Annotated in this window: 13 protein-coding genes and 1 tRNA gene; 12 read left to right on the top strand and 2 right to left on the bottom strand. The window is 62.7% G+C overall.

The window, feature by feature from the left end; all coding sequences use genetic code 11:
- The first annotated feature begins 4 nt into the window (after positions 1-4).
- From nuoL to AC1DYW_RS31350, 5 genes are read left to right on the top strand one after another with little or no spacing between them, the layout of a single operon-like run.
- On the top strand, positions 5-1,978 hold the full coding sequence (nuoL, locus tag AC1DYW_RS31370) for an NADH-quinone oxidoreductase subunit L (RefSeq protein WP_095087235.1): 1,974 nt from the start codon (positions 5-7) through the stop codon (positions 1,976-1,978).
- Entirely contained in the window at positions 1,978-3,483 is a 1,506-nt protein-coding gene (locus AC1DYW_RS31365) for an NADH-quinone oxidoreductase subunit M (RefSeq protein ID WP_095087237.1), read from the top strand. Before nuoL ends, AC1DYW_RS31365 begins: the two co-directional genes overlap by 1 nt.
- Before the next feature lie 19 nt (positions 3,484-3,502).
- The gene (gene nuoN, locus AC1DYW_RS31360) at positions 3,503-4,939 is read left to right on the top strand and encodes an NADH-quinone oxidoreductase subunit NuoN (protein ID WP_477228760.1); all 1,437 of its coding nucleotides are present in this window, start codon (positions 3,503-3,505) and stop codon (positions 4,937-4,939) included.
- Positions 4,940-4,944: 5 nt separating this feature from the next.
- Positions 4,945-5,766 (top strand): biotin--[acetyl-CoA-carboxylase] ligase, encoded by an 822-nt coding sequence (locus tag AC1DYW_RS31355; protein WP_477228759.1) that lies wholly within the window; start codon positions 4,945-4,947, stop codon positions 5,764-5,766.
- 34 nt (positions 5,767-5,800) lie between these two features.
- Positions 5,801-7,471, top strand: a complete 1,671-nt coding sequence (locus AC1DYW_RS31350) for a ribonuclease J (protein ID WP_457153272.1) — start codon at positions 5,801-5,803, stop codon at positions 7,469-7,471.
- Between the two features lie 15 nt (positions 7,472-7,486).
- Here the strand turns inward: AC1DYW_RS31350 and AC1DYW_RS31345 are convergent, their stop codons facing one another.
- Positions 7,487-8,350 carry an MBL fold metallo-hydrolase gene (locus AC1DYW_RS31345; RefSeq protein WP_477228758.1) on the bottom strand — a complete coding sequence of 288 codons (864 nt, stop codon included), beginning with the start codon at positions 8,348-8,350 and terminating at the stop codon, positions 7,487-7,489.
- Between the two features lie 188 nt (positions 8,351-8,538).
- On the opposite strand from AC1DYW_RS31345, the gene mce reads away from it, so the two are divergent.
- From mce to AC1DYW_RS31315, 6 genes are all read left to right on the top strand, one after another.
- Positions 8,539-8,943, top strand: a complete 405-nt coding sequence (gene mce / locus AC1DYW_RS31340) for a methylmalonyl-CoA epimerase (RefSeq protein ID WP_477228757.1) — start codon at positions 8,539-8,541, stop codon at positions 8,941-8,943.
- Positions 8,940-9,224, top strand: a complete 285-nt coding sequence (locus AC1DYW_RS31335; RefSeq protein ID WP_095087253.1) for a DUF1467 family protein — start codon at positions 8,940-8,942, stop codon at positions 9,222-9,224. Before mce ends, AC1DYW_RS31335 begins: the two co-directional genes overlap by 4 nt.
- Positions 9,225-9,854: 630 nt before the next feature.
- A complete protein-coding gene (proS, locus tag AC1DYW_RS31330; RefSeq protein WP_477228756.1) occupies positions 9,855-11,183 on the top strand; it encodes a proline--tRNA ligase in 1,329 nt (442 codons plus the stop codon).
- Positions 11,180-12,466 carry a lipoprotein-releasing ABC transporter permease subunit gene (locus AC1DYW_RS31325; protein ID WP_477228755.1) on the top strand — a complete coding sequence of 429 codons (1,287 nt, stop codon included), beginning with the start codon at positions 11,180-11,182 and terminating at the stop codon, positions 12,464-12,466. Before proS ends, AC1DYW_RS31325 begins: the two co-directional genes overlap by 4 nt.
- Positions 12,463-13,155, top strand: a complete 693-nt coding sequence (locus tag AC1DYW_RS31320; RefSeq protein ID WP_477228754.1) for an ABC transporter ATP-binding protein — start codon at positions 12,463-12,465, stop codon at positions 13,153-13,155. Before AC1DYW_RS31325 ends, AC1DYW_RS31320 begins: the two co-directional genes overlap by 4 nt.
- Before the next feature lie 525 nt (positions 13,156-13,680).
- Positions 13,681-14,931 carry a site-2 protease family protein gene (locus tag AC1DYW_RS31315; RefSeq protein ID WP_477228753.1) on the top strand — a complete coding sequence of 417 codons (1,251 nt, stop codon included), beginning with the start codon at positions 13,681-13,683 and terminating at the stop codon, positions 14,929-14,931.
- 71 nt (positions 14,932-15,002) lie between these two features.
- On the opposite strand, the gene lipB is transcribed toward AC1DYW_RS31315, so the two are convergent.
- Positions 15,003-15,746 carry a lipoyl(octanoyl) transferase LipB gene (lipB, locus tag AC1DYW_RS31310; RefSeq protein ID WP_477228752.1) on the bottom strand — a complete coding sequence of 248 codons (744 nt, stop codon included), beginning with the start codon at positions 15,744-15,746 and terminating at the stop codon, positions 15,003-15,005.
- 236 nt (positions 15,747-15,982) lie between these two features.
- Here lipB and AC1DYW_RS31305 point away from each other — a divergent pair.
- Positions 15,983-16,067: transfer RNA gene (locus AC1DYW_RS31305), tRNA-Leu, on the top strand.
- Positions 16,068-16,175 lie beyond the last annotated feature (108 nt).

Genomic DNA, 16,175 nt, shown 5'->3' with positions numbered 1-16,175 from the left:
CACCATGTACCAGGCCATCGTCTTCCTTCCCCTGCTCGGCTTCCTGATCGTCGGCCTGTTCGGCACGTCGCTCGGCGCCAAGGCATCCGAATACATCACCTCAGGCTTCCTGGTGATCGCGGCGGTGCTGTCGTGGGTTGCGTTCTTCAGCGTCGGCTTCGGCCATGGCGAGGTGTTCACCGTGCCGGTGCTGCGCTGGATCCAGTCGGGCGGATTGGAAGCGTCCTGGGCACTCCGGATCGACACGCTGACGGTGGTGATGCTGGTGGTGGTCAACACGGTGTCGGCGCTGGTCCACATCTATTCGATCGGCTACATGCACCACGATCCGAACCGGCCGCGCTTCTTCGCCTATCTGTCGCTGTTCACCTTCGCCATGCTGATGCTGGTGACCGCCGACAATCTGGTGCAGATGTTCTTCGGTTGGGAAGGGGTGGGTCTCGCGTCCTACCTGCTGATCGGCTTCTGGTACAAGAAGCCGTCGGCCAACGCCGCCGCGATCAAGGCCTTCGTCGTCAACCGAGTCGGCGATTTCGGCTTCGCGCTCGGCATTTTCGGTCTGTTCGTGCTGTTCGGTTCGGTCAATCTGGGCACCATCTTCGCCAATGCGGCGACGTTCATTCCCGCTGAAGGCGCGCCGCAAGGTGCCGCCGTGCTGACCTTCCTCGGGCACGCGCTCGACAAGCAGTCGGCAATGACGATCGTCTGCCTGCTGCTGTTCATGGGCGCGATGGGCAAGTCAGCGCAGGTGCCGCTGCACACCTGGCTGCCGGACGCCATGGAAGGCCCGACGCCGGTCTCCGCACTCATCCACGCCGCCACCATGGTGACGGCCGGCGTGTTCATGCTGGCGCGGTTGTCGCCGCTGTTCGAACTGTCGCATTCGGCGCTGACGGTGGTGACCTTCATCGGCGCCTTCACCGCCTTCTTCGCGGCGACCGTCGGCCTCGTCCAGAACGACATCAAGCGCGTCATCGCCTATTCGACCTGTTCGCAGCTCGGCTACATGTTCGTGGCGCTCGGCGTCGGCGCCTACGGTGCCGCGATCTTCCACCTCTTCACGCATGCCTTCTTCAAGGCGCTGCTGTTCCTCGGCTCGGGCTCGGTCATCCACGCCGTCTCCGACGAGCAGGACATGCGCAACATGGGCGGCCTGCGCAAGCTGATCCCGACCACCTACTGGATGATGGTGATCGGCACGCTGGCGCTGACCGGTGTCGGCATTCCGGTGACGGTCATCGGCACCGCCGGCTTCTTCTCCAAGGACGCCATCATCGAAAGCGCCTTTGCCGGCCACAATTCAGTTGCCGGCCTCGCCTTCGTGCTTTTGGTCATCGCCGCCTGCTTCACCTCCTTCTATTCGTGGCGGCTGATCTTCATGACCTTCCATGGCGAGCCGCGGGCGAGCCATGAGGTGATGCACCACGTCCATGAATCGCCGCCGGTGATGCTGGTGCCGCTGTTCATCCTGGCCGCAGGCGCACTGTTCGCCGGCATCATCTTCCACGGCGCCTTCATCGGCGAGGGCTATGCCGAGTTCTGGAAGGCATCGCTGTTCACACTGCCGGACAACCACATCCTGCACGAAATCCACGAACTGCCGCTGTGGGTCGAGCTCTCGCCCTTCATCGCCATGCTGATCGGCTTAGCGCTGGCCTGGAAGTTCTACATCCGCTCGCCGGAATTGCCGCGAAGCGTCGCCGCCAACCACCGCTTGCTCTACGCCTTCCTGCTCAACAAGTGGTATTTCGACGAGCTGTACGACTTCCTGTTCGTGCGGCCGGCCAAGCGGCTCGGTCGTTTCCTGTGGAAGACCGGCGACGGCACCATCATCGACGGTCTTGGTCCTGACGGCATCTCGGCGCGCGTCATCGATGTCACCGACCGCGTCGTCAAGCTGCAGACCGGCTACCTCTACCACTATGCCTTCGCCATGCTGATCGGCGTTGCCGCACTCGTCACCTGGATGATGCTCTGATGACCGCCTGGCCAATCCTCTCGCTGGTCACCTTCCTGCCGCTGGTTGGTGTGCTGCTCATCCTGTTCATCAATGATGACAGTGAAAACGCGCGCCGCAACATCCGCGCCATCGCGCTGTTGACGACGACGTTCACGTTCATCATCTCGCTGTTCATCTGGACCGGCTTCGACAATTCGCAAGCGGGCTTCCAGTTCGTCGAGAAGGTTGCCTGGCTCGACTCCGGCATCTCCTACCATATGGGCGTCGACGGCATTTCAATGCTGTTCGTCATCCTGACGACGTTCCTGATGCCGCTCTGCATCCTGGCCTCGTGGGAAGCGATCGAGAAGCGCGTCAAGGCCTACATGATCGCGTTCCTGCTGCTCGAAACGCTGATGATCGGCGTGTTCTGCGCGCTGGACATCGTGCTGTTCTACGTCTTCTTCGAGGCCGGCCTGATTCCGATGTTCATCATCATCGGCGTCTGGGGCGGCAAGCGGCGCGTCTATGCCTCGTTCAAGTTCTTCCTCTACACGCTGGCCGGCTCGGTGCTGATGCTGCTCGCCATCATGGCGATGTTCTATCAGTCCGGCACGACCGACATCCCGACGCTTTTGACGCACAATTTCCCGGCCAACATGCAGACCTGGCTGTGGCTCGCCTTCTTCGCCTCCTTCGCGGTGAAGATGCCGATGTGGCCGGTGCACACCTGGCTGCCTGACGCGCATGTCGAAGCGCCGACAGCGGGCTCGGTGATCCTGGCCGCAATCCTGCTCAAGATGGGCGGGTACGGCTTCCTGCGCTTCTCGCTGCCGATGTTCCCGCTGGCGTCGGAAATGTTCGCGCCGCTGGTGTTCACACTGTCGGTCGTCGCCATCATCTACACCTCGCTGGTAGCGCTGATGCAGGAGGACATGAAGAAGCTGATCGCCTATTCCTCGGTCGCCCATATGGGCTTCGTGACCATGGGCATCTTTGCCATGAACCAGGAAGGCGTGCAGGGCGCGATCTTCCAGATGCTCAGCCACGGCCTTGTCTCGGGCGCGCTGTTCCTGTGCGTCGGCGTTATCTACGACCGCATGCACACGCGCGAGATCGACGCCTATGGCGGGCTGGTCAACAACATGCCGAAATACGCCACCGTGTTCATGGTCTTCACCATGGCCAATGTCGGCCTGCCCGGCACCAGCGGCTTCGTCGGCGAGTTCCTGACCATGCTCGGCGTCTTCCGGGTCAACACCTGGGTGGCGTTCTTCGCCGCGACCGGCGTCATCCTGTCGGCAGCCTATGCGCTGTGGCTCTATCGCCGGGTGATTTTCGGCGCGCTGACCAAGGACAGCCTGAAGGGCCTGCTCGATCTGTCGCCGCGCGAGAAGGTGATCATCTACCCGCTGGTCGTGCTGGTCATATTCTTCGGCGTCTATCCGGCGCCCGTCTTCGACGCGACGGCCCAATCGGTCAAGTCGCTCGTCACCAATGTCACTGCATCCATCGGCGCCGCGCAGACCGCGGCGGCGAATTAACCCAAGGGTTTTGCGAACCATGACGCCGGACCTTCTCTCCAGCCTGTCACTCTCGACGCCAGAGCTGATCCTCGCGATCGGCGCGCTGGCGCTGCTGATGGTCGGCGCCTATTCGCGCGCCAACACCGCCAATACGGTGACCGGCCTCGCCGTCGCCGTGCTGTTGATATCAGGCGCCTGGCTGGTCTTCCGCACGGGGCAGGGCAGCGCCTATGGCAATGCCTTCATCCAGGATTCCTTCGCCCATTTCATGAAGGTGCTGGCGCTGATCGGCTCGGCGGTGACGCTGGTGATGTCGATGCGCTTTGCCAAAGCGGAGCATTTCGACAAATTCGAATATCCGGTGCTGATCCTGCTTTGCACGCTCGGCATGATGCTGATGATCTCGGCCAACAGCATGATCGGGCTCTATCTCGGCCTCGAACTGCAGTCGCTGGCGATCTACGTGCTGGCGGCGATCAACCGCGACAATCTGCGTTCGACCGAGGCCGGCCTGAAGTATTTCGTCCTCGGCGCGCTGTCGTCGGGCATGCTGCTCTATGGCATCAGCCTGGTCTACGGCTACACCGGCAACACCGGCTTCCAGGAGATCGCCACGGCGTTGGGCAGCGGCGAGCGCCAGCTTGGCCTGGTTTTCGGTCTGGTCTTCGTGTTGGCCGGCCTTGCCTTCAAGATCTCGGCGGTGCCGTTCCACATGTGGACGCCCGACGTCTATGAAGGAGCGCCGACTCCCGTGACGGCCTTCCTGGCGGCCGCACCCAAAATGGCGGCGATGGCGCTGATGGTACGCGTCACCATGGGCGCCTTCAAGCCGATCGCCTCGGACTGGCAGCAGATCATCGTCTTCATCTCGATCGCCTCGATGGCGCTTGGCGCCTTCGCGGCGATCGGCCAGACCAACATCAAGCGACTGATGGCCTATTCCTCGATCGGCCACATGGGCTACGCGCTGGTTGGCCTTGCCGCCAACAGCCAGGCGGGCGTGCGTGGCGTTGCCATCTACATGCTGATCTACCTGGTGATGACGCTCGGCACCTTCGCCTTCATCCTCGCCATGCGGCGCAAGGAAGGCAATGTCGAGCAGATCAGCGACCTGGCCGGCCTGTCGTCGACCAACCCGATCATGGCGACGATCCTGACCATCCTGATGTTCTCGCTGGCCGGCATTCCGCCGCTCGCCGGTTTCTGGGGGAAATGGTACGTCTTCCTCGCCGCCATCAACGCCAACCTCTACGCGCTGGCGATCATCGGCGTGCTGGCCTCGGTGGTGGGCGCCTATTATTATCTGCGCATCATCAAGATCATGTGGTTCGACGAGCCGGTTGGCGGCTTTGTTCCGATGGCCATTGAATTGCGCCTCGTGCTCGGCGTCAGTGGCGCCTTCGTGCTGTTCTACGTGCTGATCGGCGGCCCGATCGGCACCTATGCCGAAGCCGCCGCCAAGACATTTTTCTAAACGGCATGGCGTTTCGGCTGGCTCCTACCTCGGCGTCGGAAGGGTTCCGGCTCGAGGCACATGACAGCGTCGGCTCCACCAATGCGCTGGCGCTGGACCATGCCCGGGCCGGCGACCCCGGCAGATTGTGGGTCGTTTCAAAGAAGCAGGAAAGCGGGCGCGGGCGGCGCGGCCGCGTCTGGGCGACGCCGGAAGGCAACCTCGCGGCGACGCTGCTTGTCATCACCACTGCCGAACTTCGCCTTGCCGCGACGCTGGGCTTCGTGGCCGGGCTGGCGCTGGCCGATGCACTCGACGCGGTCGTGCCGAAGGGCCGGATCGCCATAGGCCTCGACGGCGCAAGTGCGGGCAAAAACCGTTTCGAGCTGAAATGGCCGAACGACGTGCTTGCCGCCGGCGCCAAGCTGGCCGGCATCCTGCTGGAATCGGCGATCCTGGACGGCGGCCGTTTCGCGGTGGCTGTCGGCATCGGCGTCAATGTTGTGGCTTATCCCGAGGATTTGCCTTATCCGGCAACTTCATTGCGCGCGCTGGGCGCGACATGCGATGCGGAAACATTGTTTCTGGCGCTGTCGGATGCCTGGAGCGAGAATGCCCGGTTGTGGGATGAAGGGCGCGGACTTGCCGCCGTCAGGCAACGCTGGCTGGCACGGGCTGCGGGGCTTGGCGGCGAGGTTGCTGTCAGAATTGACGGTAGTGTGGTGCGCGGCGTGTTTGAAACCATTGACGAGGACTGCCGTTTCGTGATCCGCGACGATGAAGGTTCTATTCTGACGATCGCCGCCGGCGACGTGCATTTCGGCGCGGTCGCGTCTGCCCGCGTCTAACGGGCTTGGCCTGAGGGCCAGGAAGGGAAAAATCATGGCGAAAGCGGAAAACGCCGAACTCGTCTTCGTGCCGCTCGGCGGCGTCGGCGAGATCGGCATGAACTTCGCCCTATACGGCTACGGCCCGCCGAGCGCGCGCGAGTGGATCGTCATCGATGTCGGCGTCACTTTCCCCGACGCCAGCCTGCCCGGCGTCGACCTGGTGCTGCCCGACACGCGCTTCATCGAGGAGAACCTCGCCAATCTGCGGGGCATCATCATCACGCATGCGCATGAAGACCATTACGGCGCGCTGCTCGACACCTGGCCGAAGCTGAAGGCACCGGTCTGGATGACGCCGTTCAGCGCTGGCTTGCTCGAAGCCAAGCGGCAGGGCGAGCAGGGCGCGCCGAAGATCCCGCTGACCATTTACCGGGCGGGCGAGAAATTCACGGTCGGCCCGTTCGAGATCGAAGCCATTCCCGTGGCGCACTCTATTCCCGAGCCGATGTCGCTGGCGATCACGTCGCCGGCCGGCACCGTCATCCACACCGGCGACTGGAAGATCGATCCAGAGCCGACGATCGGCCCGAAGACCGACGAGGCGCGGTTCCGCGCCTATGGCGACAAGGGTGTTCTGGCGCTGATATGCGATTCGACCAATGCGCTGCGGGAGGGCGAGTCGCCTTCGGAAGTGGCCGTGGGCGAGGGCCTCAAGGGCGTCATCCAAGCTGCCAAGGGCCGCGTCGCCGTCACCACTTTCTCCTCCAATGTCGGCCGCATCGTCTCCATTGCCAAGGCGGCGCGGGATGCCGGCCGCCAGTGCCTCGTGCTCGGCCGTTCGCTGAAGCGGGTGATCGATGTGGCTGATGAACTCGGCTACATGGACGGGCTGCCCGAGTTCATCGCCGAAGAGGATTTTGGCTTCATACCGCGCGAAAACCTGGTGATCATCTGCACTGGCAGCCAGGGCGAGCCTTTGGCGGCGCTGGCCAAGCTGTCGCGCGAAGAAATGAAATCGGTGTCGCTGACGGCCGGCGATACGGTGGTGTTTTCGTCGCGTACGATCCCCGGCAATGAAAAGGCGATCCTCGAGATCAAGAACCGCCTGATCGACCTCGGCATCAAGATCATCGAGGACGGCGACGCGCTGGTGCATGTTTCCGGGCACCCGCGGCGCAGCGAATTGCGCAAGATGTACGAATGGGTGCGGCCGCAGATCGGCGTTCCTGTGCATGGCGAGGCAGCGCATCTGGTGGCGCAGGGGTCGCTGATGTCGACCTCCGGCATCGGCCAGGTGGCGCAGGTGCGAGACGGCGACATGCTCAGGCTCGCTCCCGGCCCCGCCACCATCATCGACCAGGTGCCGTTCGGGCGCATCTACAAGGACGGCAGTCTGATCGGCACCGATCAGGCGATGGGCATTCGCGACCGGCGCAAACTGTCCTTCGCCGGCCATGTCGCGGTCAATGTCGTGCTCGACGACAAATATGAGCTTGCCGGCGACCCCGATCTGGTCGCCATCGGCGTCGCCGAGGCCGATGCAAGCGGTGAGACGCTCGAGGATCTGATGATCGATGCGGCAGTCGGCGCCGTGGATTCGATCCCCCGCCAGCGGCGAAAAGACCTCGACCTGGTGCAAGAGGCGGTACGGCGCGCCGTGCGCGGCGCTGCCAACGAAGCCTGGGGCAAGAAACCGCTGGTGACGGTGTTCGTCACCCGGTGAGGGTGTCAGCGTTCGCTACATGTTCAGCTGATAGCTGACGGGAAGCCAGCGAAAAGAGCCGTCTACCTGCTCGACGTAGCCCAGTCCTGGAAATGGCATGTGGTGGCCAGCGATCAACAGACGCTGTTCAGCGGCCATCTTCAGCAGTCGCTTGCGGGTCTCGATCGCCAGGTCATTGTCATCATCCAGATCAGCACGCCAATCCGGCCGCTGGATGGACACGACATAGTGCAGGAAGGCGTCCGACCAGATGAGCAATTGCTGCCCGTCGCTTTCCACGAGAAACGCCAGCAGCCCGGGAGAATGACCGGCTGCGTCGATGGCGGTAACGCCAGGCACAACCTTGTCTCCGGGTGCTATGAATGTTGCCTGGTCGGCCAGGTTGCTGCAATTGCGCCTGAATAGATCGCGGTTTTTCAATCTGGCCTCGCGCACCGCATTTCCCTCGGTCCAGAAGCTGAATTCCGCCGCGCCGAATACATAGCGTGCTCGCCTGAAAACGGGTTCGCCATCCTTCACAAGTCCTCCGATGTGATCCGGGTGCCCGTGGGTGATGATCACCACATCAATGTCATCAGGCCCGAGCCCAAGGTCCTGCAGACATTCCAAAAGCGAACTGTCCGCATCTCCGCATCCGGTGTCGAACAGGATCTTTTCGGAACCGGTGTCGATCAGCGTCGGGATGAAACAGTGCTCGTAGCGATCGCGGTCGATGAAGTTCGAGTCAGCGAGTTCGTGCACCGCGGTTGACGACTGTTCAGGTGCCAGGGCCGATGCAAGATTGTCGCGAACATCGACGGCATCGAGCAAAGCGGCAACCTTGAATGAGCCAAGGCTGAACTTGAAAACGCGTGGGCGAGCAAGGCGGGCGTCGGACATTGCCGTTTGTACTTCGCAGTTGCCGATTGGAACAGCCTGGGTCGCGATTTTGAAACTGTCTGCACGTTCAAGGGCGTTCCAAGAGGGCTCATCAAAGTGCGACAGTGCGCGCCTCGTGAAAGGCTGTTGATATCAGTCGATTTGACGTATGACGCCAGCCATCGGGACCCAGAAGGGAATGCTCGGATATGCTCGGTCGCCTGAACCATGTCGCGCTTGCGGTGCCGGATCTGGCTGCGGCCGTCGCCGCCTATCGCAACACGCTCGGCGCCGAAGTGACGGAGCCGCAGGCACTGCCGGAGCACGGTGTGACGGTGGTGTTCATCAATGTCGGCAACACCAAGATCGAACTTCTGGAGCCGCTGGACGAGGGCTCGCCGATCGCTGCCTTCCTGGAGAAGAACCCGTCCGGCGGGATGCACCATGTTTGCTACGAGGTCGACGACATCCTGGCCGCGCGCGACCAGCTCAAGGCCGCAGGCGCGCGCGTGCTGGGTGACGGCAATCCGAAGACCGGGGCGCATGGCAAGCCGGTGCTGTTCCTGCATCCGAAGGATTTCTTCGGTACGCTGATCGAACTGGAGCAATCATGAGCTGGGTATCGTTCACCGCACTTTTCTTCGCCACCTGGTGGATCGTGCTGTTCGTCGTGCTGCCGTTCAGCGTCAGGACACAGGACGACGATCACGACGTGACGCTGGGCACGGTTCCAAGTGCGCCGCGCGGCCCGCATATGCTGCGCGCCATCCTGCGAACCACCGTCGCGACGGCGGTTCTCATGGGCATTTTCTATGGCCTGACGAAAGGGTTGGGATACAGCCTCGACGAGGTGCCGCACATCATTCCGGAATTCAGTCAGACGCCAACGAAATAGGCCTTTTCAGGCCGCGTTTCAGCCGATTCGAGATCGACACGATATCGCCTGGAGGCCATGGCGATTCTGGCTTTGTGCCGGTTGACGCAAGGTCATCCAGTTTATCAATCTCTGCTGCTAACCAGATGTTTGCACAAAAAAAATGCAAGGCACAAGGCCTTGCAATTTAAACGCGTCCGATCTGTTTCCGGTTTCCGGCGGCAGCGAGTTACCGCGCCTAGATCGCATCCTCCCAAGACTTTGACCGCGTAGGAGAGCAGATTTTTCTCTACCCTCTCGGTTATCGGGGCACATTAGCCCAACGCGAATGAAAATGTCACGTAGAATTTTGCCTTGAAACGGGCATTCTCGTGCTGCACTGCACAATAGTGTGGCAGGCTTTGCTTGGGAAACGACCAGTAAGACGCGCGCGGCACTGCAGCATCCCTGGAACGCCGGGTGTCCGAGGCACGCGCGAGGATGCTCAGGCACGTTCGACCCCATGTATCGTGCCATTCCGAAAGCCGATTTCCGATTTTCGGATCGATGCGTCCGGGTTTCCATTCCGCCATGAAATGGCTATGAAGCCGGGGCAAGCAAGCCCGTGTCGCGCCGATTCCCGCGCGGCCATCCTCACTCACGGACCAGTCCATGCGTTTGTCGCGCTATTTCCTGCCTATCCTCAAAGAAAATCCGCGCGAGGCCGAAATCGTCTCGCACCGGCTAATGTTGCGCGCCGGCATGATCCGCCAGCAGGGGCAGGGCAGTTTCTCGTGGCTGCCGCTCGGCAAGCGGGTGCTGGACAAGGTTTGCCGGATCATCCGCGAGGAGCAGAATCGCGCCGGTGCGCTGGAAATCCTGATGCCGACCATCCAGTCGGCGGATCTGTGGCGCGAAAGCGGCCGCTATGATGACTACGGCAAGGAGATGCTGCGCATCAAGGACCGGCAGGACCGCGACATGCTCTACGGCCCGACCAATGAGGAAGTGGTCACCGAGATCGTCCGCGCCTACGTGAAGTCCTACAAGGACCTGCCGCTCAATCTCTACCACATCCAGTGGAAGTTCCGCGACGAAGTGCGGCCGCGCTTCGGCGTCATGCGTAGCAGGGAATTCCTGATGAAGGACGCCTATTCCTTCGACCTCGACTTCGAGGGCGCCAAGGCGGCCTACAACAGGATGTTCGTGTCCTATCTCAGGACGTTTACGCGCATGGGCCTGCAGGCGATTCCGATGCGGGCCGACACCGGGCCGATCGGTGGCGATCTCAGCCATGAGTTCATCATCCTCGCCGACACCGGCGAGAGCCAAGTTTTCTGCCATCGCGACTATCTTTCGCTGGACGTGCCCGGAGAAAAGACCGACTTCGCCAACGACGCCGAGATCGGCGACATCGTCAAGACATGGACGACGCCCTACGCCGCCACCGACGAGATGCATGATGAGGCGGCTTGGGAGAAGATCGGCGAAAGCGACAAGGTTTCGGCGCGCGGCATCGAGGTTGGCCACATCTTCCATTTCGGTGACAAATACTCCAAGCCGATGGGCGCCAAGGTGACCGGCCCCGACGGCAAGGATCATTTCGTTTCCGGCGGCTCCTACGGCATCGGTCCGTCGCGCCTGGTCGCGGCGATCATCGAAGCCAGCCATGACGACAACGGCATCATCTGGCCGGAAGCGGTGTCGCCATTCGACATCGGATTGATCAACATGAAGGCGGGCGATGCCGAGTGCGACCGCGTCTGTGACGAGCTGTATGCCGCCTTCGTCGCCGCCGGTAAGGATGTGCTCTACGACGACACCGACCAGCGGCCGGGCGGCAAGTTCGCCACCGCCGACCTGATCGGCTTGCCGTGGCAAGTCATCGTCGGGCCGCGCGGCGTTGCCGCAGGCGAGATCGAGATCAAGAATCGCAAGACCGGCGAGCGCGAGACGCTGCCGATCGCCGACGCGAAAAAACGCTTTGGCAGCGCCGCATGAGCGACGTGGCGGCGGCAAGATCGGCGGGCGCAGGACCTTTTTCCATCTTCGAGCGCATGGTTGCCTGGCGCTACCTGCGCTCGCGGCGCAAGGAGACCGTGATCTCGGTGATCGCCTCGATCTCCTTCCTCGGCATCATGCTGGGGGTCGCCACGCTGATCGTGGTGATGGCGGTGATGAATGGCTTCCGGGCGGAGCTGTTGACGCGCATCCTCGGCGTCAACGGCCATCTGATCGCGCAGCCGCTCGATTCGCCGCTTGAGGACTACGCACAGGTCGCCGGACGCATCAACGGCGTGCCCGGCGTCAAATACGCCATCCCGCTGATCGACGGCCAGGTGCTGGCGCAAGGCAATGTCGGCGGCGGGACCGGCGCGCTGGTGCGCGGCATACGCGGCGAGGATCTGAGCAAGATCGCCATCGTCGCGGCCAACGTCAAGCAGGGTTCGATCGCCGGTTTCGACACCGGCGAGGGCGTCGCCATCGGCAAGCGCATGGCCGAGAATCTCGGCCTGGCGCTCGGCGACACCATCACCTTGATCTCGCCCGACGGCGACGTGACGCCGCTTGGCACGACGCCGCGCATGAAGGGCTATCCGATCACCGCGATCTTCGAAGTCGGCATGTCGGAATATGACAGTTCCATCGTCTACATGCCGTTTTCGGAGGCACAGCTCTATTTCAACATGGACGGTCGGGCCCAGACGATCGAGATCTATGTCGACAATCCCGACGATGTCGACGCGCTGAAACCGAAGGTGGAGGAGGCGGCGCAGCGGCCGATCGACCTCGTCGACTGGCGCCAGCGCAACGAGACCTTCTTTTCCGCCCTGCAGGTCGAGCGCAACGTCATGTTCATGATCCTGACGCTGATCGTGCTGGTGGCGGCGCTCAATATCATTTCCGGCCTGATCATGCTGGTGAAGGACAAGGGGCATGACATCGCCATCCTGCGCACCATGGGGGCGTCGCGCGGCGCCATCCTGCGCATCTTCCTGATGACGGGGGCGGCGATCGGCGTGACCGGGACGATCGCCGGCGTGCTGCTCGGCGTGCTGATCTGCACCAACATCGAATCCATCCGCCAGTTCTTCTCGTGGATGACCGGCAAGGTGCTGTTCAACCCGGAGCTCTATTTCCTCAGCCAGCTGCCGGCGAAAATGGATCCGCGCGAGACGACCTATGTCATCCTGATGGCACTCGGGCTGTCCTTCCTGGCAACGGTGTTTCCAGCGTGGCGGGCCGCCCGGCTCGATCCCGTCGAAGCTTTGAGGTATGAATGATGGCCGAGGCCATTATCGAGCTGAAGAGCGTCGAGCGGCACTACGTCCAGGGGCCGCGCAAGCTCACCATTCTCAGCGGCGCCGATTTCTCGCTGAAGCGCGGCGAGATGGTGGCACTGGTGGCGCCGTCGGGCACCGGCAAGTCGACGCTATTGCACACTGCCGGCCTGCTGGAGCGGCCCGACGCCGGCGACGTCATCCTGGCCGGCCGTGCCTGCGGGCGGCTCTCCGACGACGAGCGCACGGCGATCCGCCGCAACGATGTCGGCTTCGTCTATCAGTTCCATCACCTGCTGCCGGAATTCTCGGCGCTGGAAAACATCATGATGCCGCAGCTCATCAAGGGGCTGAGCCGCAAGGAGGCGTCGGAGCGGGCGGCGCAACTGCTCGACTACATGCAGATCGGCAAGCGCGCGTCGCACCGTCCGTCCGAGCTTTCCGGCGGCGAGCAGCAGCGCGTCGCCATTGCCCGCGCGGTTGCCAATGCACCGCTGGTGCTGTTGGCCGACGAGCCGACCGGCAATCTCGACCCGGTCACCGCCTCCTATGTGTTCGAGGCGCTGGCGGCGCTGGTCAAGCAATCGGGCCTCGCGGCGCTGATCGCCACCCACAATCACGAACTGGCCTCGCGCATGGACCGGCGCGTCACGCTGGCCGACGGCAAAGTGGTGCCGCTCGGCTCGAGCTGATCTCAGTCTCGACAGACTTGGCGAGCTCGCGGACAGTCCGCCCTCAGTGCGCGTTACGGCTCCATTGATGGTTGTCGCACGCCCGTCAACCTTTCCTTAACCCTGCCGATTTGATCGCCCGGAAAATCCGGACGCGGCCGGATTCCGACCGTTGACAATAGAACAAAATTAGAACAAATTAAAAACATATCAACAACAGGAGAGAGTTATGACCGATCTGGTTCAGGATGTCATCTCACTGGTTTGCATGAGCACCTTTCTCATTTCCATGGCGATCTGGATCGGCGCCATGTGATCTGGAGTTGAGGACGTGGCGCGAACGCAACCGTCCCTCGGGCGCGAAACTCCTCACACTTACCCTCTCCCCGTTAAAAACGGGGAGAGGGGGGCATCAACGCTGGCGGCGTGCCATTCACTGAGACGCCGACGCGAATGGTATGTGACCGGGAACCGAGCTCTCCTGTTAAGCCTTTCTTGCCGCCGCGACGTTTAGGGTGGTCCCTCCAAGACAGGGAGCAACGTCGCGTGTCGCCCATCGTCACGGCCATCCTCGTGGCCAGCAATCTCGGGCTGATCTTTCTCTTGATGAGCGTGCCGCTTGGTTTGCGCACGATCAGGCTCAGCCGTGTCGTGGCTATGGACCGGCAGCGCCTCTGGCAGGCGCTGTGGCCGCTGGGCAGCGATGCCGGCTGGTCCGGCGAGATCCTTTCGGCCGAGCCGCTGGACGGCGAGGGCATGGCCCGCTTCATGCTGTCCTGGGAGGGCCGCGACGGTAAGCCGATCGAGCGCAAGTCGCGGTTTGAAGACGTAGTCGAGGGCAGCCGTTTCTCGATGCGGGTCATCGAGGATACAGCGCTCGACACCTCGTTCTGGAAGGATTTTCGCGAGACCACTGAGCTCGTTTCCGAAGGCAGCGGCACGCGGGTCACGCTTGGCCAGACCGATCGCTATCGCGGCTTTGCCTTCCTGGTGTTCCGCTATTTCGCGATGCGCCGAGAACTCTCCAAGCTGCAGCGCTGGGCGAGGACCGGGCGATATCGCAAGGGCGGCTGGTTCGAGCATCCGCTCAGCCAGGTCGGCTTCGCCGCATTGTCGGCATTGATCCTGTGGCCGTTCTTCGGGCTTCATCTCGGCGGACTGGCGCTGGCCGCGATCCTCACGTCGGTGGTGGCCCTGCATGAGCTCGGCCACATGGCCGCGTTTCGCCTGATGGGTCACAGCAAAGCGCGCATGATCTTCATTCCGCTGCTCGGTGGCATCGCCATTGGCGGGCGTCCATATGACAGCCGTTTCGAAGTCGCCTTCGTGGCGTTGATGGGCGCTGGCTTCTCCGCCTTCCTGGTGCCGGTCGTCATCGCCGCCAGCACCTTTGCCGGCGCGGAAGGATATCGACTGGCAGCAATGCTGCTGGCGACGCTGGCGGGCTTTGCTGCCCTGTTCAACATTGCCAATCTGGTGCCGGTGTGGAAGTTCGATGGCGGCCAGGTGCTGCGCCAGATCTGCCCGGGGCCGATCGTGCTGGCGCTGGCCTCGTTCTCCCTGCTTTCAGCCTTCCTGGCGCTTGGCCGACAGGCTGGCTTTGCCCCGGGCTTTCTGCTCGCCGCGGGAGCGGTCTTTTCAATCCTCAGCCTGCTGACGATGCGCAGCGGGGTCAAGCCGCGCCACGAGCTGAAGCCGATCCGCACGGTCGACCGCTTCGTCATCGCCGGCGCGCTGCTGGCGGTCTTCGCCATCCATGGCTACGGCGTGCTGTGGGCGTCCGCGCAGCTCATCTGAAGGTGTTGATATTCAGATGATGCCGGCCTGAGATATCAACACCACCTTGAGCCGTTTCCAGACCGGGTGGGTCAGCCGGCCTTGCGGGCGGCTTCGACAGGCAAAGCCGTGGCGGGACCGAAGACGTCGTCGAAGGCAGATTTCAGGGCCAGGTCGAGGTCCGCCATTGTTACAGGCAAGCCGAGGTCGACAAGGCTGGTGACGCCGTGGTCCTGCACGCCGCACGGCACGATGCCGCTGAAATGGTCGAGGTCCGGTTCGACATTGATGGCGATGCCGTGAAAGCTCACCCAGCGCCGCAGCCTGATGCCGATGGCGGCGATCTTGTCCTCGGCCGGCGAGCCGTCCGGCAGGGCAGGGCGATCCGGCCGCACCACCCAGACGCCGACGCGGTCCTCGCGGCGTTCGCCGTGCACGTTGAAGGCGGCGAGCGTGCCGATGATCCACTGTTCAAGCGCGGCGACAAAAGCACGGACATCCTCGCGGCGGCGCTTCAGGTCGAGCATCACATAGGCGACCCGCTGGCCTGGCCCATGATAGGTGTACTCACCGCCGCGCCCAGCCGCGAACACCGGAAAACGGTTCGCGTCGATCAAATCCTCGCTGCGGGCACTGGTGCCGGCGGTGTAAAGCGGCGGATGTTCGACAAGCCAGACCATTTCGTCGGCGGCACCGCTTCGGATCGCCTCGGCGCGCGCCTCCATGAAGGCCAGCGCATCCGGATAGGCGGTGAGGCCAGGCTCGATGCGCCATTCGACCGGTGCTGACCCGGGGAGCGGCAGGAACGACGTGGCGATCTGGCTGCGTTCTGGCATGGCTTTTCGTTTTTCGTTTATGCATGTCACGATCCCAAAACCGCCTTGCGCTTTCGGGCGACATGCATTTGCCTTCCATATGGCGCTATCGGGCCGAAACGTCCAGTTTCGGCTACGCATTCCAATTCTGTGGAACGTTATGCCAATCGCTGGCGATTATTGCTTGCGGCGCACTTGTTTCGCCGGAAACGATTTGCTACACGCCGCGAGCCGGTCGGTTCCGGCTCCTACCACGTGCGGTCGTGGCGGAATTGGTAGACGCGCAGCGTTGAGGTCGCTGTGGGGCAACCCGTGGAAGTTCGAGTCTTCTCGACCGCACCAAGATTTCCCTGACAGATTGCTTATGGCGAGCTCTGACGGCAGGCGATGACACGTCGCGGCCACAGGGCTTTCTGCTGATCGAAACGGCAGCGGCGGCGCGTCCTTCAG

Source organism: Mesorhizobium sp. P2_D5 (assembly GCF_056404355.1).
This window is presented reverse-complemented; position numbering and strand designations above follow the sequence as displayed.

Bases quoted from the DNA above. Each gene is read 5' to 3' on its own strand.
- nuoL (WP_095087235.1), top strand. From the start codon at position 5: ATGTACCAGGCCATCGTCTTCCTTCCCCTGCTCGGCTTCCTGATCGTC.
- AC1DYW_RS31365 (WP_095087237.1), top strand. From the start codon at position 1,978: ATGACCGCCTGGCCAATCCTCTCGCTGGTCACCTTCCTGCCGCTGGTT.
- nuoN (WP_477228760.1), top strand. From the start codon at position 3,503: ATGACGCCGGACCTTCTCTCCAGCCTGTCACTCTCGACGCCAGAGCTG.
- AC1DYW_RS31355 (WP_477228759.1), top strand. From the start codon at position 4,945: ATGGCGTTTCGGCTGGCTCCTACCTCGGCGTCGGAAGGGTTCCGGCTC.
- AC1DYW_RS31350 (WP_457153272.1), top strand. From the start codon at position 5,801: ATGGCGAAAGCGGAAAACGCCGAACTCGTCTTCGTGCCGCTCGGCGGC.
- AC1DYW_RS31345 (WP_477228758.1), bottom strand. From the start codon at position 8,350: ATGTCCGACGCCCGCCTTGCTCGCCCACGCGTTTTCAAGTTCAGCCTT.
- mce (WP_477228757.1), top strand. From the start codon at position 8,539: ATGCTCGGTCGCCTGAACCATGTCGCGCTTGCGGTGCCGGATCTGGCT.
- AC1DYW_RS31335 (WP_095087253.1), top strand. From the start codon at position 8,940: ATGAGCTGGGTATCGTTCACCGCACTTTTCTTCGCCACCTGGTGGATC.
- proS (WP_477228756.1), top strand. From the start codon at position 9,855: ATGCGTTTGTCGCGCTATTTCCTGCCTATCCTCAAAGAAAATCCGCGC.
- AC1DYW_RS31325 (WP_477228755.1), top strand. From the start codon at position 11,180: ATGAGCGACGTGGCGGCGGCAAGATCGGCGGGCGCAGGACCTTTTTCC.
- AC1DYW_RS31320 (WP_477228754.1), top strand. From the start codon at position 12,463: ATGATGGCCGAGGCCATTATCGAGCTGAAGAGCGTCGAGCGGCACTAC.
- lipB (WP_477228752.1), bottom strand. From the start codon at position 15,746: ATGCCAGAACGCAGCCAGATCGCCACGTCGTTCCTGCCGCTCCCCGGG.